The sequence below is a fragment of the Marinovum sp. PR37 genome, assembly GCF_028807375.1.
GTDB classification, from domain to species: Bacteria; Pseudomonadota; Alphaproteobacteria; order Rhodobacterales; family Rhodobacteraceae; genus Marinovum; species Marinovum algicola.
In genome coordinates, this window is record NZ_JARAML010000004.1 from 201,002 (window position 1) to 224,958 (window position 23,957).

Annotated in this window: 20 protein-coding genes; 3 read left to right on the top strand and 17 right to left on the bottom strand. The window is 67.5% G+C overall.

The window, feature by feature from the left end; all coding sequences use genetic code 11:
- Positions 1-37 precede the first annotated feature (37 nt).
- The gene (locus PVW49_RS05490; protein WP_274590083.1) at positions 38-1,429 is read left to right on the top strand and encodes an FAD-binding oxidoreductase; all 1,392 of its coding nucleotides are present in this window, start codon (positions 38-40) and stop codon (positions 1,427-1,429) included.
- Positions 1,430-1,454: 25 nt separating this feature from the next.
- Here PVW49_RS05490 and recN read toward each other — a convergent pair whose 3' ends face one another.
- The 13 genes from recN to PVW49_RS05555 all read right to left on the bottom strand — a co-directional run bounded on the left by recN (position 1,455) and on the right by PVW49_RS05555 (position 16,142).
- Complete coding sequence (gene recN / locus PVW49_RS05495; RefSeq protein WP_274562701.1) at positions 1,455-3,104, bottom strand: DNA repair protein RecN; 1,650 nt, start codon at positions 3,102-3,104, stop codon at positions 1,455-1,457.
- Positions 3,105-3,143: 39 nt separating this feature from the next.
- Complete coding sequence (locus PVW49_RS05500; RefSeq protein WP_074835318.1) at positions 3,144-4,025, bottom strand: outer membrane protein assembly factor BamD; 882 nt, start codon at positions 4,023-4,025, stop codon at positions 3,144-3,146.
- A gap of 171 nt (positions 4,026-4,196) precedes the next feature.
- Positions 4,197-5,117 (bottom strand): UDP-3-O-acyl-N-acetylglucosamine deacetylase, encoded by a 921-nt coding sequence (gene lpxC, locus PVW49_RS05505; RefSeq protein WP_048530640.1) that lies wholly within the window; start codon positions 5,115-5,117, stop codon positions 4,197-4,199.
- A 450-nt stretch (positions 5,118-5,567) separates the two neighbouring features.
- Positions 5,568-7,178, bottom strand: coding sequence for a cell division protein FtsZ (gene ftsZ, locus PVW49_RS05510; RefSeq protein WP_274590084.1), 1,611 nt, complete (start codon positions 7,176-7,178; stop codon positions 5,568-5,570).
- 263 nt (positions 7,179-7,441) lie between these two features.
- A complete protein-coding gene (ftsA, locus tag PVW49_RS05515; protein WP_048530635.1) occupies positions 7,442-8,773 on the bottom strand; it encodes a cell division protein FtsA in 1,332 nt (443 codons plus the stop codon).
- Positions 8,770-9,738, bottom strand: coding sequence for a cell division protein FtsQ/DivIB (locus PVW49_RS05520; protein ID WP_083415957.1), 969 nt, complete (start codon positions 9,736-9,738; stop codon positions 8,770-8,772). The genes ftsA and PVW49_RS05520 overlap by 4 nt, the downstream gene beginning before the upstream one ends.
- Positions 9,726-10,655: a D-alanine--D-alanine ligase gene (locus tag PVW49_RS05525; protein WP_074835321.1), complete on the bottom strand. Its 930-nt coding sequence runs from the start codon at positions 10,653-10,655 to the stop codon at positions 9,726-9,728. Before PVW49_RS05525 ends, PVW49_RS05520 begins: the two co-directional genes overlap by 13 nt.
- 157 nt (positions 10,656-10,812) lie before the next feature.
- Complete coding sequence (gene murB / locus PVW49_RS05530) at positions 10,813-11,742, bottom strand: UDP-N-acetylmuramate dehydrogenase (protein WP_274590085.1); 930 nt, start codon at positions 11,740-11,742, stop codon at positions 10,813-10,815.
- Positions 11,743-11,802: 60 nt separating this feature from the next.
- The gene (locus PVW49_RS05535; RefSeq protein WP_048530633.1) at positions 11,803-12,087 is read right to left on the bottom strand and encodes a hypothetical protein; all 285 of its coding nucleotides are present in this window, start codon (positions 12,085-12,087) and stop codon (positions 11,803-11,805) included.
- An 81-nt stretch (positions 12,088-12,168) separates the two neighbouring features.
- On the bottom strand, positions 12,169-12,426 hold the full coding sequence (locus tag PVW49_RS05540) for a DUF2484 family protein (RefSeq protein WP_074835325.1): 258 nt from the start codon (positions 12,424-12,426) through the stop codon (positions 12,169-12,171).
- Entirely contained in the window at positions 12,423-13,826 is a 1,404-nt protein-coding gene (gene murC / locus PVW49_RS05545) for a UDP-N-acetylmuramate--L-alanine ligase (protein ID WP_274590086.1), read from the bottom strand. The genes PVW49_RS05540 and murC overlap by 4 nt, the downstream gene beginning before the upstream one ends.
- Positions 13,823-14,944 carry a UDP-N-acetylglucosamine--N-acetylmuramyl-(pentapeptide) pyrophosphoryl-undecaprenol N-acetylglucosamine transferase gene (locus PVW49_RS05550; RefSeq protein ID WP_274590087.1) on the bottom strand — a complete coding sequence of 374 codons (1,122 nt, stop codon included), beginning with the start codon at positions 14,942-14,944 and terminating at the stop codon, positions 13,823-13,825. Before PVW49_RS05550 ends, murC begins: the two co-directional genes overlap by 4 nt.
- Positions 14,945-14,975: 31 nt before the next feature.
- Positions 14,976-16,142, bottom strand: a complete 1,167-nt coding sequence (locus PVW49_RS05555; protein ID WP_048530623.1) for a peptidoglycan glycosyltransferase FtsW — start codon at positions 16,140-16,142, stop codon at positions 14,976-14,978.
- Between the two features lie 169 nt (positions 16,143-16,311).
- Between PVW49_RS05555 and PVW49_RS05560 the strand changes: the two genes are divergently transcribed.
- Entirely contained in the window at positions 16,312-17,490 is a 1,179-nt protein-coding gene (locus PVW49_RS05560; RefSeq protein WP_074835329.1) for an NAD(P)/FAD-dependent oxidoreductase, read from the top strand.
- Between the two features lie 75 nt (positions 17,491-17,565).
- Entirely contained in the window at positions 17,566-18,258 is a 693-nt protein-coding gene (locus tag PVW49_RS05565) for a hypothetical protein (protein WP_274590088.1), read from the top strand.
- Between the two features lie 186 nt (positions 18,259-18,444).
- On the opposite strand, the gene murD is transcribed toward PVW49_RS05565, so the two are convergent.
- The 4 genes from murD to PVW49_RS05585 form a co-directional block, all read right to left on the bottom strand.
- Positions 18,445-19,851 (bottom strand): UDP-N-acetylmuramoyl-L-alanine--D-glutamate ligase, encoded by a 1,407-nt coding sequence (murD, locus tag PVW49_RS05570; RefSeq protein ID WP_274590089.1) that lies wholly within the window; start codon positions 19,849-19,851, stop codon positions 18,445-18,447.
- Between the two features lie 100 nt (positions 19,852-19,951).
- Positions 19,952-21,034: a phospho-N-acetylmuramoyl-pentapeptide-transferase gene (mraY, locus tag PVW49_RS05575; RefSeq protein WP_048530619.1), complete on the bottom strand. Its 1,083-nt coding sequence runs from the start codon at positions 21,032-21,034 to the stop codon at positions 19,952-19,954.
- A 21-nt stretch (positions 21,035-21,055) separates the two neighbouring features.
- The gene (locus PVW49_RS05580; protein ID WP_274590090.1) at positions 21,056-22,465 is read right to left on the bottom strand and encodes a UDP-N-acetylmuramoyl-tripeptide--D-alanyl-D-alanine ligase; all 1,410 of its coding nucleotides are present in this window, start codon (positions 22,463-22,465) and stop codon (positions 21,056-21,058) included.
- Complete coding sequence (locus PVW49_RS05585) at positions 22,462-23,946, bottom strand: UDP-N-acetylmuramoyl-L-alanyl-D-glutamate--2,6-diaminopimelate ligase (RefSeq protein ID WP_274590091.1); 1,485 nt, start codon at positions 23,944-23,946, stop codon at positions 22,462-22,464. Before PVW49_RS05585 ends, PVW49_RS05580 begins: the two co-directional genes overlap by 4 nt.
- Between the last annotated feature and the right edge of the window lie 11 nt (positions 23,947-23,957).

The window sequence follows — 23,957 nt, forward strand, 5'->3', positions numbered from 1 at the left end:
GTAGATATGCGCGATTTCCGAGATCAGGGGCGAAACCATGACCAGACAAAGGGCGCAGGACGACAAGGCCATTACGGCACTCAAGTCCTTGTTAGGCCAGAGATTGTCTCTGTCCAAGTCGGATCTGGCCCTGCATGGCCGCTCGGAGAGCTATTTTGCCCCGATGCTGCCCGATGCGGTGGCCTATCCGCAAAGCACCGAAGAAGTCTCGAAACTGGTGGCGATCTGCGCCGCGCATGAGCTGCCGGTGGTGGCCTGGGGCACCGGCACCTCGCTCGAGGGGCATTCGCTCGCCGTGCGGGGCGGCGTGGTGGTGGATTTCTCGCGCATGGCGCGGCTTGTCGCGCTGCGGCCGGAGGACATGGACGTCACCGTCCAGCCCGGGCTGACCCGCGAGGCGCTGAACGAGGAGCTGCGCGCCACGGGGCTGTTCTTTCCGGTCGATCCCGGCGCCAATGCGGCGCTTGGCGGCATGGCGGCGACCCGCGCCAGCGGCACCACGGCGGTGCGCTATGGCACGATGCGCGACAATGTGCTGGCGCTCGAGGTGGTGCTGGCCGACGGCCGGGTGATCCGCACCGGCACGCGGGCGCGCAAATCCGCGGCCGGCTTCGATCTGACCGGGCTGATGGTGGGCAGCGAGGGCACGCTGGGGCTGATCACCGAGCTGACGCTGCGGCTGCACGGCCAGCCCGAGGCGATCGGCGCCGGGGTCTGCGCCTTTCCCGACATGGGCGCGGCAGTGGCGGCGGTGACCGACACCATCCAGCTCGGCCTGCCGATGGCGCGGATCGAGTTTCTCGATGCCGCCAGCGCGGCGGCGGTGAATGCCTATGCCGGGATGGACTTGCCGCTGCTGCCGCATCTGCTGCTGGAATTCCACGGCTCCGAGGCGGCGGTGGCCGAGCAATCGCGCCTTTTCGGCGAAATCGCGGCCGACCATGGCGCGCTGGGTTTCGACTGGTCGGTAAAGCCCGAGGAGCGCAAGGCGCTCTGGGCGATGCGGCACAACGCCTTTTACGCCATTCTCGCCACGCGCCGGGGCGCGCGGGCGCTGGTCACCGACATCTGCGTGCCGATCTCGCGGCTGGCCGAGGCGGTGGAGGCGACCCAGGCGGATATCGCCGCGGGCACGATCCCCGGGCCGATCCTCGGCCATGTGGGCGATGGCAATTTCCATGCGGTGCTGCTGATCGACGAGAGCCGCCCCGAAGAACTCGAAGAGGCGCGCGCGCTCTCGGACCGGATGGTGCGGCGGGCGCTCGCCCTGGGCGGCACCTCGACGGGGGAACATGGGGTCGGCATGGGCAAGCTGGGCTTCATGCCGGCCGAACATGGCGACGGCTGGCAGGTGATGGGCGATATCAAGCGGGCACTCGATCCGAAGAACATCCTCAACCCGGGCAAGCTGGTGCCGCAGGGCGATTGAGGCAGCACCCGCAGGGCCGGATTGGTTATCCCGCGAGCAGCGCCCGGGCGGCGGCGCGCGCCTCGTCGGTCACCGTGTCGCCGGCAACCATGCGGGCGATCTCGTCAACCCGGTCGCCGGCATCGAGCGGCACGACGCTGGAGAGGGTCTGTTCCGCCGCCACGCGTTTCTCGACCCGCCAGTGATGCGCACCAAGCGCCGCGACCTGCGGCGAATGGGTGACGACCAGCACCTGCCCCTCGGCGGCCAGCGCCGCCAGCCGACGGCCCACCGCATCGGCGGTGGCGCCGCCGACGCCGCGGTCGATCTCGTCGAAAATCAGCGTGACACCGGAATTGCCCTCGGCCAGGCAGACCTTGAGCGCCAGCAGGAACCGGCTCAATTCGCCGCCCGAGGCGATCTTGCCGATTGGTCCGGCCGGGGCGCCCGGGTTGGTCGCGACGGTAAAGGCCACGGCATCGCGGCCCTCCGGGCCGGCCGGGTCTTCGGTAATCCGGGTGGCAAAGACCGCGCGCTCCATCTTGAGCGGCGCCAGCTCGGCGGTGACCGCCGCGTCGAGCCGCAGTGCGGCGGTCTGCCGGGCCCGGGACAGCGCGTCGGCGGCGGCGTCATAGCTGGCTTCTGCCTCGGTCGCCGCCTTGCGCAGATCGGCAATGCCGGCATCGCCGGCATCGAGTCGGGCGAGCTTGGCCGATAGGGTCTCGGCCAGATCGGGCAGTTCCTCGGAGGTCACCTGATGCTTGCGCGCGAGGCCCCGGATGGCAAAAAGCCGCTCTTCGGCCTCTTCCAGCTCATGCGGGTTGAAGGCCAGCGCCTCAAGGGTCTCTTCGACGCCGCGCGCGGCCTGGTCGAGTTCTTCCATCGCCCGGCCCAGAGCCGCCAGCGGCGCGTCGAGCCGGCCTTCGGCGCGGTCGGCCACCCCGTCGAGCCAGCGCATGGCGTCGCCCATCGCCCCCTCGGCCCCGTCATTGCCCAGCGCCTGCCCGGCCCGCTGGATGTCTTCGCGGATGCGCTCGGATTGCTGCATCATCCGGCGCTTGGCATCCAGTTCGGCATCCTCGCCGGGCTGCGGCGACAGCGCGTCCAGCTCGCCCACCGCATGGCGCAGGAAATCCTCTTCCTCGCGCATAGCGGCCAGCGCGGTTTCGGCCCCGGTCAGCGCCTTGCGGGCCTGCGAAAGTGCTTTCCAGGCGCCGCGGGTGGCCGCCAGCTCGGCCTCGACCCCGGCAAAGGCATCGAGGATGCGGCGGTGGCCACGCGGGTTGAGCAGCCCCCTGTCATCGTGCTGGCCGTGCAGTTCCACCAGCGTCTCCGAGAGCTGCCGCAGCACCTCGCCCGAACAGCGGCGGTCGTTGACCCAGGCAGTCTTGCGGCCCTCGGCGGTGTTGACCCGGCGCAGGATCAGTTCGTCCGTGACCGGCAGGCCGGCCTCTTCCAGCACCGCAAAGGCGGCATGGCCCGGCGGCAGGTCGAATTCGGCCACCACCTCGCCCTGTTTGGCCCCGGCGCGCACCAGCTCGGCCCGGCCGCGCCAGCCCAGCACGAAGCCCAGCGAATCCAGCAGGATCGACTTGCCGGCACCGGTTTCACCGGTGAGTACGTTCAACCCCGGCTGAAAGGCCAGCTCGAGGTGATCGATGATCAGCATATCGCGGATATCAAGCGTGCGCAGCATCAGATGCTCCGTGGCGCGAGACGTGTTCCCACCGATGACTTACAGCCATTCACCTTTGACCATCTGCCGATAGATGGCCCCCAGCCAGGTGCCGTCAAAGACCTCGGGTTCCAGCCCCTGCCCGGTCAGCAGACGATAGCTGTCTTCGTACCATTCGGTGGACTGGTAGTTGTAGCCGAGAATCGCGCCGGCGGTCTGGGCCTCGCGGGTGAGACCCAGCGAGAGATAGCTCTCGACCAGACGGTGCAGCGCCTCGGCGGTGTGGGTGGTGGTCTGGAAATCCTCGACCACCACGCGGAAGCGGTTGATCGCCGAAGTGTAATGCTTGCGCTTGAGATAATAGCGCCCGATTTCCATCTCCTTGCCCGCAAGATGATCGAAGGCGAGGTCGAATTTCAGGATTGCCGAGCGGGCATAGCCGCTGTCGGGATACCGTTCGATTACCGTGCGCAGCGCTTGCAGCGCCTGGAAGGTCAGGCCCTGGTCGCGGCCGACCTCGTCGATCTGATCGTAGTAGGACAGCGCCAGAAGGTACTGGGCATAAGCTGCATCGTCATCGGCCGGATAGAAATCGACATAGCGCTGCGCCACCGCGCGCGCCTCTTCGTATTCCTTGTCCTTGTGATGGGCAAAGGCCTGCATGATCAGCGCCCGCTTGGCCCATTCGGAATAGGGATAGAGCCGCTCGATCTCGGAAAAGAACTCTGCCGCCTCGCCATAGGCATTGCGCTCGAGCTCGTATTCGCCGCGCTCATAGATCTGTTCGGCGGTATAGGCCTCGATCGGCGTGTCGCCGAAACCGATGTTGCCACGGGCGTTGCGGAACGTGCCGCCGGAGCAGCTTGCCAGCGTGAGACCAGCCACCAGCGCAATAGCGATGGCCCGCGATGTCCTGCCTTTCAGCGGTCTGTCGCCCGTCATGCCTGTCACTTCCTCACCCAAGATCCCGGATCGATCCCGCCTGTTGCGCGGCCCGGGTTGCGTCACGTCCTAACACGAAGCGTTAAGTCTCTGAAAGGGCATACGACACATCGTCTGAGATGGAAACGCCCGCCAAGACGAGGCGGGCGCAAAAACCGGCGATCGCGGATTTCACGCCACGGCGGGCATGTCCTGCGGAACCACGCCGACACCGGGCAGACGCGCCGCATCGGCGCCGTCAACCTCGACCAGACGCAGGGCGCCGGGGGTGTTGAACAGCGCATGCAGCAGCATGTTGGTCATCGAGTGGCCGGCGCGGTGGCCGGTGTAATGGCCAAGGATCGGCGCCCCGGCGAGGGCCAGATCGCCCAGGGCGTCCAGCATCTTGTGGCGCACCGGCTCGTCGCTGTGACGCAGCCCGCCGGGGCTGAGCACCTTGTCGCCATCGACCACCACCGCGTTTTCCAGCGTGCCGCCGAGGGCCAGGCCATTGGCGCGCATGGCATCGACGTCGGCCTGGCGGCAGAAGGTGCGGCTGTCACAAAGCTCGCGCACGAAGGTGCCGTTGGACAGCACCAGGCGCTTGTCCTGGCTGCCGATTGCGGCATCGGTGAAATCGATGTGGAACGACATGGTGAATGTGTCGGCGGGCGACAGGCGGGCCCAGCCACTGTCGGTTTCCACGGTCACCGTCTTGTCGACCTTGATCGCCATCACCGGCGTGTCGAGGCGGCGGATGCCACGGCCCAGAATTGCATCAACAAAGGGCGCGGCCGAGCCGTCGAGGATCGGCACTTCGGGGCCGTCGATCTCGATCAGGGCGTTGTGAATGCCACAGCCGGCAAGCGCGGCCATCACATGTTCGATGGTGCTGACCTCGACGCCAGCGGCATTGCGGATGCGGGTGCAGAGCGGCGACCGGTCGACCGCGTCCCAGCGGGCCGGAACCATGGCATCGCCAAACCGGATGTCGGTGCGTTTGAACCAAATGCCATAGCCGGCAGAGGCCGGAGAGATCACCATGCGGACCGGACGGCCCGAGTGCAGGCCGACACCGTCGAAACGGACTGTATTCTTGATCGTGGCCTGCATGGTCTTCCTTTCGGCTTCATCGTCGCGGCGGGCGCTGTGCCCGAGCGTGCAGTGGAGAGTCTGGTGTGCGTGAGCCGGCGGTTCCCCACTGCGAGCCGGCGATGAAAGGGAATTAGGATCTCGGACGGAGATGCTCAAATAACGTATTGCAACGCTATGAAACATATCCGTCACACAGCAGGCGGAAACCCGCGTTTGCCATGTAAGTGATTGAATAAAGGACTATAAATCAAGCCATCCACAGGCCATTTCAGGGTCGAACGTGACCGGAAACGGGCCTTATTTCAGCGGCCGTGACATAAATTCCGGTGATCCGAAACGCCTTTCCGTAGCGGAATGTTAACACTTCAACCGGCAAAATGCCTCGTGATCCAGCTCCCTGACGGCGGCTGGAATCGCAAAAGGGCCCCCTTGCGGGAGCCCTTGGCCGGCCTCTTGCGAGGGCGGTGATCAGTTGGCCTGACGGCGCAGGAAGGCGGGAATTTCGATCCGCTCCTGCTCGGGGTCGGCCTGCGGCTCGGGCGCGTAATTCGTCGCGGGCGATTGCACCGGCGGCTGCTGGCGACGTGCGGGTTGCTGCCCCTGCCCGTCCTGGCTGTTGCCGGTCATCCGGCCGATCAGCGAGTTGATGCCGAAGCGCGGGCGCTCGACCTCGGCCGGCTCTTGCGGGGCGGCCTGCTGCTCCTTGGGGAAGCCTCCCCCGGCGCGGGCGGCGGCGGCCTGAAGGCGGGCCATGGCTTCGGGCGATGGGGTGCCGGCCGCGGGGGCCTTGGGCGCCACGAAGCTCTCGGCCTCGTCGTCCTCGTATTGCGGGCTGTGCTGGGCGCGCGGTTCGAACTGCTGGACCTCGGGCTGATAAGCCGGCGGCGGCAGGTCGTCTTCTGCGGTCTCTTCGACGCGCGGCTCGAAGCTTTCGAAGAGCGAGGGCTCTTCGGCGGCGGCGACCTGCGGCTCGGCCTCCTGGTAGACCGGCTGCTGCGGTTCTTCGGCGCGGGCGGCAACCGCCTGCTCCTCGGTCTGCTCTTCGGCGGCCGGAACCTGCTTGAGCGGCTCGGCCAGCGACCGGCGCGGCACGGGGATGTCATGCTGCACACCCGAGGCGTCGATGCCGGTGGCGACAACGCTCACGCGCATCTGGCCCTGCATCGCGTCGTCGAGGGTCGAGCCGACGATGATGTTGGCGTCCGCGTCCACTTCCTCGCGGATGCGGTTGGCCGCCTCGTCCAGCTCGAACAGCGTCAGGTCGGTGCCGCCGGTGATGTTGATCAGCACGCCCTTGGCGCCGCGCAGCGAGATTTCGTCGAGCAGCGGGTTGGCGATCGCCTTCTCGGCGGCCTGGATCGCCCGATCCTCGCCATCGGCCTCGCCGGTGCCCATCATCGCCTTGCCCATCTCGTCCATCACCGCACGAACGTCGGCAAAGTCGAGGTTGATCAGGCCCGGGCGCACCATCAGGTCGGTCACGCCCTTGACGCCCTGATAGAGCACATCGTCGGCCATCGAGAAGGCATCGGTGAAGGTGGTCTTTTCATTCGCCAGCCGGAACAGGTTCTGGTTGGGAATGATGATCAGCGTATCGACGACCTTTTGCAGCGCCTCGACGCCGTCCTCGGCCTGGCGCATCCGCTTCGAGCCCTCGAACTGGAACGGCTTGGTGACCACGCCGACGGTCAGAACACCCAGTTCGCGCGCCGCCTGTGCGATGATCGGCGCGGCGCCGGTGCCGGTGCCGCCGCCCATGCCGGCGGTGATGAAACACATATGCGCGCCGGCCAGGTGATCGACGATCTGTTCGATGCTTTCCTCGGCCGCGGCGGCGCCGATGGTCGCCTTGGCGCCGGCGCCCAGCCCCTCGGTGACCTTCACGCCCAGCTGGACGCGGGCCTCGGCGTTGGATTGCTGCAATGCCTGCGCATCGGTGTTGGCAACCACGAATTCGACGCCTTCGAGCTGCTTCTCGATCATGTTGTTGACCGCGTTACCGCCTGCACCGCCCACGCCGAAGACCGTGATGCGGGGCCGCAGTTCATCGTGTCCGGGTACCGAAAGATTCAATGTCATAACTGTCCGCCTTGTCCGCCTGCTTGTCATGCCCTGCCCGGGCATTTTGCTGCCTATTACCCCCCATTATGACGGAGCGATACCCGGGCGTCACGTAAAAAACCCGGAAACGCCGCAAAATGTGGGCAAAAAATTGCCACATCCGCCCCGATCTCGGAGAGTGCGCCAGATATGGCGGAATTGCCGTGCAACGCCCACTAGGCGGCCCCGATACGGGCCACCTTCTCCGTAGAATCGTCCACAAATCTGCGCCGCTTCGGCGCCTACCAGTTGTCGCGGAACCACTTCACCGCGCGTTTGAGCGACCGCGCCGGATAGCGATCGACCGGCAGGTCGAAATCCCACCATTCGTCTTGCGGATGGGCCGCAAAGAGGCTGAGCCCCACCGCCGCGGAAAAGCCCGGCCCTGTGACCGCCTGCGGCAGCCCGTGGACCCGCAGAGGCCGCCCCAGGCGGACCTGGTGGCCCAGAATGCGGCTGGCCAGGGCATCGAGCCCGGGGATCTGGCTGGCGCCGCCGGTGAGCACGATCTGCTGGCTGGGCAGATGTTCGAAACCCGCCGCATCGAGCCGCACCCGCACTTCTTCGAGGATCTCCTCGACCCGCGGCCGCATGATGCCGATCAGCTCGGCCCGGCTGGCCGTGCGGCGATCATGTTCCCAATCGCCGGTCTCGCCGCCGATGCCGATCATCTCGCGGTCGTCCATACCGGTGGCGACCAGCCCGCCATGCACGGTCTTGATGCGTTCGGCCATGGCCATCGGCACCTGCAAGCCCATCGAAATGTCCGAGGTGACGTGATCGCCGCCCATGCGCACCGCATCGGTGTAGATCATGTGTTTCTTCATGAAGATCGATATGCCGGTCGACCCGCCGCCCATGTCGATGCAGGCCGCGCCAAGCTGCTGTTCGTCCTCGACCAGCGCGGCGATGCCGCCGACATACGCCGAAGAGGCCAGGCCGGCGAGTTCCAGATCGCAGCGTTTGACGCAATGCGCCAGGTTCTGGATCGCCTGGCCGTCGACGGTCAGCATGTGCATGTCGGTCGAGAGCGTATGGCCGATCTGACCGCGCGGATCGGAGAGGCCCGAGCGGTGATCGAGCGCGAAATTCACCGGCTGGGCGTGCAGCACCTCGCGGCCGTGGCCGAAATCGGGCACGTCGCAGGCCGACAGCACCCGGGCCACGTCCTGCTCATCCACGGTCTGGCCATGCACCTCGACCTGGCCGGCCAGCCCGTAAGAGCGCGGCTCGGCGCCCGAGAAACAGGCGATCACGTGATCCACCCGGATGCCGGCCATTTTCTGCGCCGATTGCAGCGCGGTGCGGATCGCCCGCTCGGTCTCGCCCATCGCCGCGATCTCGCCGAAGCGCACGCCGCGCGAACGGGTGGTGGCGGCACCGATCACGCGGAACCCGCTTTGCCCCGCGAGCGATCCGACACCGGCGTCCGAGACCTTTTCGGTGCCGTCAAAGCGCAGGACGAGGCAGGCGATCTTGGCGCTGCCGACGTCGAGGATGGCAATCACGCCACGTTGCATGGCCGCCTTGCGCATGTTGCGCATCGCGCGTTGGGATTCGTACAGCTCGATCATCGTGACGTCACTCCAAGCTCGTCTGCCTTGATTTTCCGCAGTTCTTCGACCGCGTTGGTATTCAGTCTAATGGTGGGCCGGCGCGCCAGCCGCATGTCGACAACCGCGAGGTCGCGCTCCAGCATGCCGTTCGGCGTGATGGAATCGAGCGCCAGAACCCGCTCGAGCGTCTGCACCGGCTTGTCTTCGGGCAAGAGGATGCGCTGACCGCGATCCAGCACCACATCCCAGCGCCGCTGGCCGATCCGCTCGAGCCCGCGCAGCCGCCCCGAGACCGGCGCCGCCGCCGAGATCAGGCGCAGCGCCTCGTCCACGTGTTTGTCGGCGTCGGCGCCGGCGATCACCGGCAGGTCGAGCCGGTCGTAGCGGCTTTTCAGCTGCGCCACGCGAAACCCGCCGTCGTCCAGAAGCTCGAGCCCCTGCGCCGAGCGCCAGACCACCGCCGGAATGCGCTCGGTCACGTCGACCTGAAGAACGCCGCCGGGTTTGATCCTGAGGCTGACCCGCTCCACCGCGTCGAGACCGGCAATGGTGTCGCGCATGTGGTCGAGCTCGAGATGGAAGGAGGAAACCGGGAATTCCACCGGCAGGATTTCCCGGATGTCCTGCGCCACCTCTTCGCCGGCACCGTCGACCTGCATCAGCTTGACCATGAATTCCTCGCGCTGCTCGATGGCGTCGCGCATGTCGCTCAGGGTCTGGTTGAAGGCCTCGCGGCGGGTGTCGCTGGCGAAATAGATACTGCCGATCAGAAAGGCCGCCGCCAACGGCAGACCGAGGCGCAGCCCCTGGCGAAACAGCGGCGTCAGCATCAGCCGCTGCATCCGGTAGGCCCAGCGCGAGGGCGCCGGATCGGCCTTGGGGCGCGGCGCGGGGTGCGGCAAGGGCTTCGGCTCGGGGCCGCCATGGGCCGGGTGATAGGCGCGGTGGATGCGGCTGCGGGGGGGCTCGTTCAGCGGTGGCATGACGCATCCTCCACCATCCAGGCGCAGAGCCTGCCGAAATCGATCCCCTGATGCGCCGCCTGTTCGGGGACCAGCGAGGTCGGTGTCATGCCGGGCTGGGTGTTGGTCTCGAGCAGGATCAGCCCGGCAAGCCCCCTGCCCTCGTCCCAGCGGAAATCGGTGCGGCTCACCCCGCGACAGCCCAGCGCCACATGGGCGCGCAGGGCGTAGTCGAGACAGGCGTCGGCGATCTCCTGCGGGATGTCGGCAGGCACCACGTGGCGCGATCCGCCTTCCTTGTACTTGGCGTCGTAGTCATACCAGCCGGTGGTCAGGATATCGGTCACCGCCAGCGCCCCAGGATCGTTCTCTCCGGCGCCCATAACCGTGGTGGTCAGCTCACGGCCCGGCGCAAAGGCCTCGACCATCACCTCTTCCGGCATGTCGTCAGAGAGCTGCGGCGGGCCGTTGTTTTCCGCGTCGATCAGGTAGACGCCCACCGAAGAGCCTTCGTTGTTGGGTTTGACCACGTAGGGCGGGGGCAGAACGTGACGCTGGCGCACCTCGGCGGCGGTGGCGATCACGCTGTCGACCACCGGCAGCCCGGCGGCGCGATAGACCTCTTTCGAACGCTGCTTGTCCATCGCCAGCGCCGAGGCCAGCACGCCGGAATGGGTATAGGGCAGATGCAGCCACTCCAGCAGGCCCTGCACGCAGCCATCTTCGCCCCAACGGCCGTGCAGCGCGTTGAAGACAACGTCGGGCTGCGCCTCGGCGAGCCGCGCGGCCAGATCCGGCCCGGCATCTATTTCAACGACTTCAAAGCCTTCGCTCCTGAGCGCCTTGGCGCATTCGCGCCCGGAAGACAGTGACACTTCGCGCTCGGCAGAAGGGCCACCCATCAACACCGCTACTCGGGAGCCTGCCCTGCTCGACATGCCCACTCGTGCCTCAACTTGTCTGGACCTGCCCGGTCCTCGTTTGTTTTGCGCCGTTTCGGCGCGTTTTTATGATGAACCTGCCGGTTCTTGCCTCAGCCGCCCCGACCCCTGTCGGGATTCGGTACTCTGGGCGGGCCGTTTCGGCCTTGGCGGATCAGGCTTTTTCGCCGACCCGCATGATTTCCCAGTGTAGCTCTATTCCACTGGTTTGAAAAACCCTTTTTCGCACTTCCTCGCCCAGCGTTTCCAGATCCTGCGCCGTGGCCGCCCCGGTATTGATCAGAAAGTTGGAATGTTTTTCGCTCATCTGCGCCCCGCCGATGCTGAAACCGCGCAGCCCGGCGTCGTCGATCAGCTTCCAGGCCTTGAGATCATGGGTGTCGTCCGCCTTGCCGGTGCTGGAAAACCCGGCCGGATTGCGAAAGGTCGAGCCCGCCGTGCGATCCTTGGTGGGTTGCGAGGCGTCGCGTTTGGCCAGTTGATCGGCCATTTTCTGCGCAAGCGCCCCGGGTTCGCCCGGCGGGCCCTCGAATGTGGCGCCGGTGATCACCCAGCCGTCGGGCAGATCGGTCTGACGGTAGCGGAAATCCAGGTCGCGGGCAGTGAGAGTGACCTGCTCGCCCTGCCGCGTCACCGCCTGGGCCTCGACAAAATGATCCGCAATATAAGAGCCGTAGCAGCCGGCGTTCATCCGGACTGCGCCCCCGATGGCGCCCGGAATGGTGCGCAGGAAGGTCAGATCGACGCCGGCCTCGGCCGCCTTTTTCGCCACATGGGCATCAAGCGCCGCAGCGCCGGCGGTGACCCGGTTGCCCGCGACGGAAATGCCGTTGAAGCCGCGCCCCATGCGGATCACCACTGCGCGCAAGCCGCCGTCGCGGACAATCAGGTTCGACCCGACGCCCATCGGAAACACCGGCAGCCCCTCCGGGAGATCACGCAGGAAATCGGCCAGATCGGCGACATCGGCCGGCTGGAACAACCAGTCCGCCGGCCCGCCCACGCGCAGCCAGGTGAGATCGGCCAGCATCCGGCCTTCGGTCAGCCGCCCGCGCACCTGCGGCATGTGAAAATGGTCATCCATTGCCTGCCCCTTTGGGTTTTCCCCGTCATAAGACGGAACACGCGCCACGAAAAGGGGCGATCACCGGGCCATGCGCCCGCGCCACCAGGCGATCCCGCCGCCGATCCCCAGGCCCGCCATCGCCGGCGCCACCAGCAGCAGGACGATGAGAAAATAGCCCAGCGCATCCCAGCCCTGGCCGGCGCGGGCGAGCAGCATGAAATACACCCCGGCCGCCAGCGCCGCCACGATCAGCCCGAAAAAGGCAACGAACACCCGCTTTCGGATCAGAAGATAGCCGAGCAGCGCCGACACCAGGGCGACCCCGGCCACGAAGAGGATGATCCTGATCTGTGCCGGCTCCATGGGCGCGCCTTTCTGCGGGGGCTTGGCAGGACAGGCCCCAGCCTAGCAACGCCGGTCCGCCGCGGCAAACCCGGGCTGGTGTTACGACGCGCCGCGCCGCACCCGCCCCCGCATCCAGCGGGTGACGTAGACCAATGGCCAGCGCAGCACGCTCATGCCGGCCATCAGCACCAGGAGCCCGACCCAGGGGCCGTTCTGATAGGTCACATAGCCCAGCAGCGGCACGCCAACGGCAATCAGCCCATAGGCGCGGCGCCAGTGATTGTCGCGCGAGGGCATTGCCGCCAGAAGATTGGCCGCCAGCGCCCAGAGACAGGCCAGGATCAACGAGGTCGTCATGACGCCAGTTGCTTCGGCAGCGCATTGGCCCAGGCGGTGATCGTGCCGGCGCCGAGGCAGACCACGATGTCGCCCGGCCCGGCATTCGCGCGCACGAAATCGACCAGCGCCTCTTCTCCGACCAGCGCGGCGGCGTGGCGGTGGCCATGGCGGCGCAGCCCGGCCACCAGGTCATCGCGCGAGGCGCCGGGGATCGGATCTTCTCCGGCGGCAAAGACATCGGCGATCGCCACAACATCGGCCTCGTTGAAGCAGCCGCAGAAATCCTCGAACAGATCGGACAGCCGGGAATAGCGGTGCGGCTGGTGCACGGCAATCACCCGGCCGTCGCTGGCCTGCCGTGCCGCGCGCAGCACGGCGGCGATTTCCACCGGGTGGTGGCCGTAGTCGTCGATGATCGTCACGCCGTCGACTTCGCCCACTTTCGTGAACCGGCGGTTGACGCCACCGAAATTTGCCAGCGCCGCGCGGATCTCTTCGGTCTTCATGCCCAGGTGCCGGCAGACGGCAACCGCGCTCAGCGCATTAGAGACGTTGTGATCGCCCGGCATCGGCAAGGCGCAGCCCTCGATCATCAGCCCCTCGGCCTGAAGCGCGATGTCGAAATGTGCCACCCCGCCCGTGTAATGCAGGTTCACCGCGCGGACATCGGCCTGGGAGTTGAAGCCATAGGTCACCACCCGCCGGTCGGTGACCTTGCCCACCAGCCGCTGGACTTCTTCGTGATCGGTGCAACAGACGGCGAGGCCGTAAAACGGAATGTTCGACACGAAATCGAGAAAGCCCTGCCGCAACCGGTCGAAATCGCCCCAATGCTCCATGTGCTCGGGGTCGATATTGGTGACCACGCCGATGGTGGCCGGCAGGCGGTTGAAGGTGCCGTCGCTTTCGTCGGCCTCGACCACCATCCATTCGCCCTGCCCCATCCGCGCGTTCGAGCCATAGGCATGAATGATTCCGCCGTTGACCACCGTCGGATCGAAACCGCCGGCGACCATCAGCTCGGCCATCATCGTGGTGGTGGTGGTCTTGCCGTGGGTGCCGGCAATGGCGATGTTCGACCTGAGCCGCATCAGCTCGGCCAGCATCTCGGCCCGGCGCACCACCGGCAGGCCCTGGGCGCGGGCCTCGTCGAGCTCGGGGTTGCCCGGCTTGATCGCGGTTGAGATCACCACGACCTCGGCTTCGGCCAGGTTCTCGGCCGCCTGCCCCATGAAGATGCGCGCGCCGAGGCCCGCGAGCCGTTCGGTGATCTTCGAGCCTTTGAGGTCGCTGCCCTGCACCCGGTAGCCCAGATTGAGCAATACTTCGGCGATGCCCGACATGCCGATGCCGCCGATGCCGACAAAATGGATCGGCCCGACATCGGTAGGCAGTTTGGTGGCGGCGGCAGCGTTCATACGGGGTCCTTTCCGGGCTGTGGACTCTGGCCGCCGGCCAGCGTCTCGACCATCGCGGCCAATTCGCGGGCCGCATCGGGTTTGCCAAGCGCCAGGGCGGCCATCGCCATGCGGCGGGCCTCTTCCGGCTGGCGCAGAATGTCATGGATGGTGGCGGTCAGCGGCTCGACGTGCAGCTCGCCCTCGGACACCACCACCGCCGCGCCGGCCTCGGCCATGCCGCGCGCATTGGCGCTCTGGTGGTCGCCGGTGGCATGGGCATAGGGCACCAGAATCGCCGGCCGGCCGATCACCGTGAGATCGGCGATCGACGAGGCGCCGGCGCGGCTGATCACCAGCTGCGCCTCCGACATCCGCCGCGACACGTCCTGAAAGAACGGCTGCACATCGGCGTCGATATTGTGGTCTTCGTAGAATTTCGCAACGCGCTCATGGTCTTCGCCGCGCGCCTGATGGCTGACGCGGACGTTTTCCAGCACGTTCATCGGCAGGCCGGCAATCGCCGGCGGCACCACGTCCGACAGGATGCGCGCGCCCTGGCTTCCGCCCATCACCAGGATCGACATCGGATAGTCGCCGGGCGCGATATAGCTCGCCCCCGCGCGCTCGAGGATGGCGGCGCGCACCGGGTTTCCGCTGTGATGGCCCTCGACGCCCTCGGGCAGGTCGGTGGGCCAGGTGCCGCAGGCCATGGCATCGACGCGCTTGGCAAACAGCGTGTTGACCTTGCCGAGGATGCCGTTCTGCTCGTGGATCATCCGCGGCCGGCGCAGCAGGAAAGCCGCCGAGAGCGCCGGGATCGACGGATAGCCGCCAAAGCCCACCACCACGTCGGGCCGGTCGCGCAGCATGCCGAATACGGCGGAACAGACCCCGCCCAGAATACGCAGCGGCGCCAGCGCCTTGGCCGCAGGACCGCCCCGGGCAAAGGTGGCCGAGCTGATCTGATCGATCTCGACCGTATGGGGAAAGCCTTGGGTATAACGTGCCCCGCGCGCATCGGTCGAGAGCTTGACCCGCCAGCCGCGAGACAGCATCTCTTCCGCCAGCGACTGCGCCGGGAACATATGCCCGCCAGTGCCGCCGGCCGCGATCACGAGTAGCCTCTGCCGCTCCATCACTCCGAACCCCTATGCCATGCGGCGAAGCTCACCTGACGCGGCTCCGCAGGATGTCACCGATTTCGCCCTGCGGCCGGGTCCGGGTGAACGACAGCAACATGCCCACCGCAATGCCGGTGGCAATCAGCGACGAGCCGCCGTAGCTGACAAACGGCAGGGTCATGCCCTTGGCCGGGAGAAGCCGCACCGCGACACCCATGTTGATCATGGCCTGAACTCCGAACATGCAGGCAAGCCCCGTGCCGGCCAGCCGGATAAAGGGATCGCGCTCGCGCATCAACCGCAGCAGCGACGAAAGCACGATACCCGCATAGAGTGTGATGATCGCCAGCACAAGGACGAGCCCGTATTCCTCGGCCGCCACGGCGATGATGAAATCGGTATGCGCGTCGGGCAGCGACCATTTGACCTGGCCCTCGCCGACGCCGACGCCGACAAACCCGCCTTCGCGGATCGCATTTGTGGCATAGCCCAGCTGGGTGTTCGGATCGACATCGGCGGTCAGGAAACCGTCGATACGGCGGGCGAAATGTTCGGAATTCGAATAGGCCACGGTGCCGGCCAGCACCACCAGGAGCGCGATGCCCACCAGCAAGAGCATTGGCGCGCCGGCGACGAAATACATCACCCCCCAGCCGAACAGCACCAGGCAGGCCTGGCCGAAGTCGGGTTGCAGCGCCAGCATCAGCACGATGGTCAGGCAGAGCCCGAAGGACCAGAGCCGCCCCGGCGGGCCGTTGATCTCCTGATTGGCGGCCAGCATCCAGGCGGCGGCAACCACGAACCCGGGCTTGAGGAATTCCGACGGCTGCACCGCCGCAAAGCCCAGGCTGTACCAGCGCACCGCCCCCTTGCCGAAATCGGTGCCGAACACCGGCAGCAGGGCCAGCGCGACAAAGGCCAGCGCAAAGCCCACCACCGCCAGCCGGCGCACCAGGACCGGCGTCATCATCGAGGTCAGCAGCATCGCCATCAGCGCCGCGCCGCCGAACACCGCCTGCCGGGTGACGTAGTGAAACGGCTCGAAGCCGTTCTTGGCCGCCAGCGGCGGCGAGGCCGCGAGGCCCAGCAGGATGCCGATGGTGAACAGGATCAGGATAAAGGACATCGACATCTTGTCGATCGTGCGCCACCACTTGGGGAGCACAGGCTCGACGTCCCTCACGGGAGCCGCGCCATAGACCATCTCAGTCATGGGAATCTGCCACTCAATCTGCCTCGGACGCCCCGTTGATCGGGGTCTGCGCCGAAGTTTACCGCAAACCCTTGGACAAGGCTAGGAAAAAGGCCCGCCCGCCAGCCCCCAGGGTGACGCCGCGGCGCCGGCCCTTGCGCTTGCCGGCGTTTCGGGGCACCGCTGGCGGATGGATGTCACCACCCTCATACTTGGCGCCGGCGCCGCCGGGCTGATGTGCGCGGCCCGGGCCGGCCCCGGCACGCTGCTCATCGATCACGCCCGCGCGCCGGGCGAAAAGATCCGCATCTCCGGCGGCGGCCGCTGCAATTTCACCAATCTGCACACCGGGCCCGAGAACTTTCTGTCGCAGAACCCGCATTTCTGCAAATCCGCGCTGAAACGCTACAGCCAGTGGGATTTCATCGAGCTGGTCGACCGCCACGGCATCGCCTGGCATGAAAAGACCCTGGGCCAGCTGTTCTGCGACGGCAAATCTACCCAGATCGTCGAGATGCTGCTGGCCGAGATGCGCGCCGCCGGGGCCGAGCTCTGGCTCGGCACCAGCGTCATCGGGGTCCGCCACGACGGCAGCCGCTTCTCGGTCGTGCTCGAGCGGGACGGGCAGCGCACAGCGGTCACCGCCCGCAACCTGGTGCTGGCCAGCGGCGGCAAGTCGATCCCCAAGATGGGCGCCACCGGGCTGGCCTATGACCTCGCCCGGCAATTCGGGCTAGCGGTGACCGAGACCCGCCCCGCCCTGGTGCCGCTGACCTTCTCCGACCAGCGCTTCGCGCCGCTCTCCGGTGTCTCGCTGCCGGTCACGGCCACCGCCAATGGCACCGGATTCGACGAGGCGCTGCTCTTTACCCACCGCGGCCTCTCCGGGCCGGCGATCCTGCAAGCCTCCTCCTTCTGGCGCGAAGGCGACGAGATTTCCCTGCGCCTCGCCCCGCCCGGGCTCTACGAGGATCTGCGCGCCGCCCGGCAAGCGGCCGGCCGGGTCAACCTCACCACCGCCCTGGCGCGCCACCTGCCGGCGCGGCTGGTCGATCACCTCGCCGCCCCGCTGGGCCTCGCCGGCAACCTCGCCGATCAATCCGACAGCCGCCTGCGCGCGCTCTGCGCCACGCTCGCGGACTGGCGCCAAAGGCCCACCGGCTCCGAAGGCTATCGCACCGCCGAGGTCACCCTGGGCGGCATCGACACAGACGGGCTCAATTCGCGCGACATGCAGGCCAAGGCCCTGCCGGGCCTCTATGCCATCGGCGAGGCGGTGGATGTGACCGGCTGGCTCGGCGGCTACAATTTCCAATGGGCCTGGGCCTCGGGCCATGCGGCGGGCACGGCGATCGCGGCTCAGGGCTGACCCCGCGCGGGGCTGGAATATTTACACCGCCGCCACATATCCGTTACACAGCCGCCACCCTGAACGGAGCGCCGGATGGCCCCTATCGAATATCCGCCCCTGAAGCCCGGCAATTTCCTTCGCGCGCTCGAAGCCAAGGTGCCGCAGAAATTCGTCCGCGACATCCTCAACCGCCTGCGCTTCCGCGACCAGGCGCCGCTCTCGGACGCGGCGCTCTTCGTGCCGCTGCAAGACGTGCATGCCGCCTATGCCCCCGACCCCGGCAAGGGCGCGCCCGAGTTCCGCCGCCGCCACAGCGGGCTGGTCCGCGGCGGCGATTGGGACCTGTCGATCAAACCGCTGGAAGACTCCTTCAAACACATCGCCTGCCGGCTGCATTTCCTCGAGGGCAAACCCTGGGAAGACACCGGCGTCTACGAGCGCCACCTGCAAAACATCGCCAAACGCGGCGAATCCGACGGCTGCCGCACGCTCGAGGACCTCAAGCGGCGCTACGCCGGCATCGACCGGCTGTACGAAGAGGTCAGCCGCAGCGGCCGGTTGCGGCCGCGCTCGGAAGTGCCGGGATATTTCCGCCGCGAGCACGGCGGCATCTTCGTCCATATCGATCGCAACGGCCGCGCCCTGCGCCGCGGCGGCGGCGAACACCGCTACGCCATCGCCCGCATCCTCGACCTGCCGGAAATCCCGGTGCAGCCCGGCGTGATCCATATCGACGCCCTGCGGCACGGCCATCTCGACCGGCTGCGGCAGTCGATCCACGATTGAGCCGGGGATCTTCCCGCAGCTTTCCTTTTGCCGAAAGTACCGCGGGGGAGTCGCCGCAAGGCGACGGGGGCAGCGCCCCCTGCCCCCTTCGAACCTACACGGTGCCGTCTCTGAGACCGCGCCCCTTAGGTTCGAAACCCCGCCGGTAGACGCTGCAATCAACGGCCGGGCAGCGCCCCCTGCACCCTATGCCTGCGGCAACCGCGCCAGCACGTTCTGGGTGAAATCCACCCCGCGCTGCTCGAAATTGTCGTATTGGTCGAAACTCGCCGCCGCCGGCGCCAGGAGCACCGTCTCGCCGGGCTGCGCCTCGGCCATGGCGCGTTCCACCGCGGTCGACATCTCGGTGCAGACCTCGGCGTCGATCCCGGGCAACCCGAGGGCAAAGCCCGCCGCCTCGCGGCCGATGACATAGGCCTTGGCCACATTGGCCAGCCCCGGCGCCAGCCCCTCGAGCCCGCCGTCCTTCTGCAAGCCGCCGCAGATCCAGCGGATGTTGCGGAAGGCGCTGAGCGCCTTGGCCGCGCTGTCGACATTGGTGGCCTTGCTGTCGTTGACATAGGCCACGCCGCCGGCCTCGGCGATCAGCTGCGACCGGTGCGGCAGGCCGGCGAAACTGTGAAAGGCCTGTTCGATCACCCGCGGCGCCAGCCCCAATGTGCGGCAGACCGCATAGGCGGCGCAGGCGTTCTGATGGTTGTGCGCCCCCGGCAGCCCCTTGATCTCGCGCAGGTCGATCGACCCGGCCTGGCGCCCCTTGCGATATTCCGAGAGAAACCCCTTGCGGGCAAAGACATGCCAGCCCGGACCGCCAAGCTTGCCGGCCACCGAGACCCGGATCACCCGGTCATCGCCCGGCCCCTCGCTGAGCTGACCGGCGAGGAACCGTCCCTCGGGTTCGTCCACCCCCACCACCGCGCGATCCGGCCCGCCCTCGGCAAAGAGCCGGCGCTTGGCGGCGAAATATCCGCCCATGCCGCCGTGCCGGTCGAGATGGTCGGGACTGAGATTGGTGAAGACCGCGACATCCGGTGTCAACGCCCTTGCGAGCTCGGTCTGATAGCTCGACAGCTCCAGCACCACCACGCCGCCATCCCCCGGCGGATCGATATCGAGCACGCCACGGCCGATATTGCCGGCCAGCTGCGCGGCGCGGCCCGAGGCCTCGAGAACGTGGTGGATCAGCGCCGATGTGGTGGATTTGCCGTTCGAGCCGGTCACCGCCACCACCCGCGGCAGGGTGTCATGCGCCTCCCAGCCGGCATGGGCCAGCGCGCGAAAGAACAACCCGATGTCATTGTCGACCGGCACACCGGCCGCCTGCGCTGCCACCACCACCGGGTTGGGCGCCGGGTAGAGATGCGGGATGCCCGGCGAGACGATCAACCTTGCGATGTCGTCGAAGGCGCCTCCTTCCCTCAGGTCGACGACCTCGAAGCCCTGGTCCGCGGCCCGGTCGCGGGCCTCCGGGTTGTCATCCCAGCAGACCGGGATCGCGCCGCCCTGGCGCAGGGCGCGGGCGGCGGAGAGGCCGGAGCGGCCGAGGCCGAGAATTGCGACGCGGGCGTTTTCGAAACCGGGTACTGGGATCATTGCGGTGGTTCCTTCGACATCGGGCGGACCGGGGGCCAGCCCCCGGACCCCTGCGGTATTTGCAGCAAGAGGAAGGGACGAGACGCGCCGAGGGGCGCCGTCAGCGCACCTTGAGCGTGGCCAGGCCGATGATCGCGAGGATCAGCGAGATGATCCAGAAGCGGATCACGATGGTCGGTTCAGCCCAGCCCTTCTTTTCGTAATGGTGATGGATCGGCGCCATCAGGAAGACCCGTTTGCCGGTGCGCTTGAAATAGAGCACCTGGATGATGACCGAGAGCGCCTCGACCACGAAGAGCCCGCCGACCACGCCGAGCACGATCTCGTGTTTGGTGGCCACCGCGATGGCCCCGAGCGCGCCGCCGAGCGCGAGGCTGCCGGTGTCACCCATGAAGACCGCCGCCGGCGGGGCATTGTACCACAGGAAGCCCAGGCCGCCGCCGAAGAGCCCGGCGGTGAAGATCAGGATCTCGCCGGTGCCGGGCACGTAGTGCACGTCAAGATATTCGGTGAAGTCGACCCGGCCCACCGCATAGGCAATGACGCCGAGGGTGCCGGCGGCGATCATCACCGGCATGATCGCCAGCCCGTCGAGCCCGTCGGTCAGGTTCACCGCATTGGCGGCGCCGACGATGACGAACATGGCAAAGGGCAGGAACAGCCAGCCGAGGTTGAGCAGCGTGTCCTTGAGCACTGGCAGCGCGAGACGGAATTGCAGCTCGTCGGGGTGATAGATCGCCGCCCAATAGGCGGCGATGCCGGCGATCACGAAGCCGAGCAACAGCCGCACCCGGCCCGGCACCCCCTTGGTGTTCTGTTTCGAGACCTTGGCGTAATCATCGGCAAAGCCGATCAGGCCGAAGGCCAGGGTCACGAAGAGCACCATCAGCACGTAAGGATTGTCGAGCCGCGCCCAGAGCAGCGTTGCGGTCAGCAGCGCGCTGAGGATCAGCAGCCCGCCCATGGTCGGCGTGCCGGCCTTGGCGACATGACCTTCTGGGCCGTCGTCGCGGATCGGCTGGCCCTTGCCCTGGCTGCGCCGCAGCACGTTGATCAGCGGCTTGCCGAAGATGAAGCCGAAGATCAGCGCCGTCATGAAGGCCCCGCCTGCCCGAAAGGTGATGTAGCGGAAAAGATTGAAAAAATCCCCGCCATCGGACAAAGCTGTCAACCAGTAGAGCATCTCATGCCCCTTCCCTACCACTTATTGTGGGGCGCCATGGCCCATTTTGCGGATCGCGTCAACCAGCGCCGACAGGCCGGTGGCTTTCGATCCCTTGACGAGCAAGACATCGCCCGCGCGCAGATCCCGGCGGACGTCGGACAGGATATCGGCGACCGTCGGTTGCCACTTGCCGCGTTTCTCGACCGGCAGCGCCTGCCAGAGGTTTTTGCTCAGCGGGCCGACGCAGAACACCCGGTCGATCTCGTCCATCGCCGGCAGACCGGCCAGCGCCGCATGCAGTTCGGGCGCGGTGTCGCCCAATTCGGCCATATCGCCGAGACAGGCGATGCGGCGGCCGCGTTCGCCGGCCGGTGTCGCGGCCAGCACCGCCAGGGCGGCCTCCATCGAGGCCGGGTTGGCATTGTAGCTGTCGTCGATCACTTCCAGCGCCCTGGAAGGATCGACGGGATCGAGGGCGATGGTCTGGCGCGCGCCCCGGCCGGTGACCGGCGCCCAGCGGGACAGGGCGGCGGCGGCCAGCGCCGGGTCGAGGCCCAGCGCATCTCCTACGGCGAGCACGCCCAGCCCGTTCATCGCGAAATGCCGCCCCGTGGCGGCGATCTTGAAATGCAGATCCTCGTGGCGCACCCGGGCCCGGGCGACGGTGACGCCATGCGCCATCTCGACATGCGCCAGCCGATACTGCGCGCGCGGCGTTTCGCCAAAGCCGATGTAGCGCGCGCCGGTCGCACGCGCGGCCGCGCGCAAGATCGCGGCGGTCTCGATCTCGGCGTTGAACACCGCGGTGCCGCCCGCGACGAGGCCCGCCAGGATGCTGGCCTTTTCCTCGGCGATGCCCTCGATGGCACCAAAGGCCTCGAGATGCGCCGGTGCGACGGTGGTGATCATCGCCACATGCGGCCGCGCGATGCCCGCCAGTGGGGCGATTTCGCCGGGGTGGTTCATGCCGATCTCGATCACCGAGAAGGCGCTGTCGCGCGGCATCCGGGCCAGGGTCAGCGGCACGCCCCAATGGTTGTTGTAGCTGGCCACCGAGGCATGGGTGGGGCCGAAGGCCGCGAGCGTCTGGCGCAGCATTTCCTTGGTCGAGGTCTTGCCGACCGAGCCGGTTACGGCGACGACCTGCGCCTCTGTCCGGTCGCGGCCGGCGCGGCCGAGCGCTTCGAGCGCCGGCATGATGGCCTCGACGATGAGCAGCGGCGCAGCTTCGCTCACCCCCTCCGGCACATGGGTGACAACCGCGGCTGCGGCGCCTTTCTCCAGCGCCTGGGCGACAAAATCATGACCGTCGCGGGCGGCCTTCAGCGCGACAAAGAGATCGCCGGGTTGCAGTGTGCGGGTGTCGATCGAGACGCCGCTGGCCTGCCAGCCCGTCGTGTTGCGCCCGCCGGTGGCGGCGGCGGCCTCTTCGGCCGTCCAGAGGCTCACGGGTTGACCCCGTCAAGCGCCGAGACCGCGACGCTGGCCTGTTCGACATCGTCGAAGGGATAGGTGGTGTCGCCCACAACCTGGCCGCTTTCGTGGCCCTTGCCGCAGATCAGCAGCGCATCGCCGGGCGAAAGCATGTCGACGCCGCGCAGGATGGCTTCGGCGCGGTCGGCCACTTCGATCGCCTCGGGGCCGGCGCCTTCGATCACCGCGGCGCGGATCGCGGCCGGGTCTTCGGTGCGGGGATTGTCGTCGGTGACGATGACGATATCGGCATTGTCGCGCGCGGCCTGGCCCATCAGCGGGCGTTTGGCGGTGTCACGGTCGCCACCGGCGCCGACAATGGCGATCAGCCGACCCATGACATGCGGGCGCAGCGCCGAGAGCGCGGTTTTTACGGCGTCCGGGGTATGGGCGTAATCGACGAAGGTGGCGGCCCCGTTGGCGCGGGTGGCGGCAAGCTGCATGCGGCCGCGCACGGTGCCGAGCTCGCCCAGGGCCTCGAAGACCCGGGCCGGGCTCTCGCCGGCGGCGATCACCAGCCCGGCGGCCAAGAGCACATTGGCGGCCTGGAAGCCGCCGATCAGCTTGAGCCGCGTCTGATAGGCCTGGCCCAGCCATTCGAACCGCAGATCCTGGCCGGTGGCATCGAACCGCTGCGCCACCAGTCGCAGGTCGCGGCCCTGGCCCTGCCCCACGGTCAGGACCGATTGGCCGCGCGCGGCGCAGACCGGCTCGAGATCGGCGACCCGGGGGTCGTCCATGTTGAGAACGGCAGTGCCATCCTCGGGCAGAACGCGCAGGAAAAGCCCGGCCTTGGCCTCGAAATAGGCCTCGAACGTGTGATGATAGTCGAGATGATCCTGAGTGAAATTGGTGAAACCGGCGGCCTGAAGATGCACGCCGTCGAGCCGCCGCTGCGCCAGGCCATGCGACGAGGCCTCCATTGCCGCATGGGTGATGCCGTTTTCCGCCGCTGCCGCGAGGGTGCGGTGCAGCGTCACCGGTTCTGGTGTGGTATGGGCAAGTGGCGCCTCCCAGGCGCCTTCGACGCCGGTGGTGCCGAGATTGACCGCCGGCAGGTCGAGCGCCATCCAGATCTGGCGGCAGAAGGTCGAGACCGAGGTCTTGCCGTTGGTGCCGGTCACCGCCACCATGACCTCTGGCTGGGCGCCGAACCAGAGCGCCGAGGTATAGGCCAGAACCTGGCGCGGGTCTTCGGCGACGATCAGCGCGACATGGCTTGCGTCGAGCACCTCGGCGGCAATCCGCGCACCTTCGGCATCGGTGAGCACCGCGCCCGCGCCCATGCGCAGGGCATATTGAATGAACTCCGCGCCATGCACCCGCGCGCCGGGCAGCGCGGCAAAGAGGAAGCCCTCTTCGACCTCGCGGCTGTCGACCGTGATGCCGGTAATCGTGGCATCGGCGCCCCCCCGGGCGCTGAGGCCCAGATCGGCAAGCGTTTTGGTTCTGCTCATGAAGGACCCCG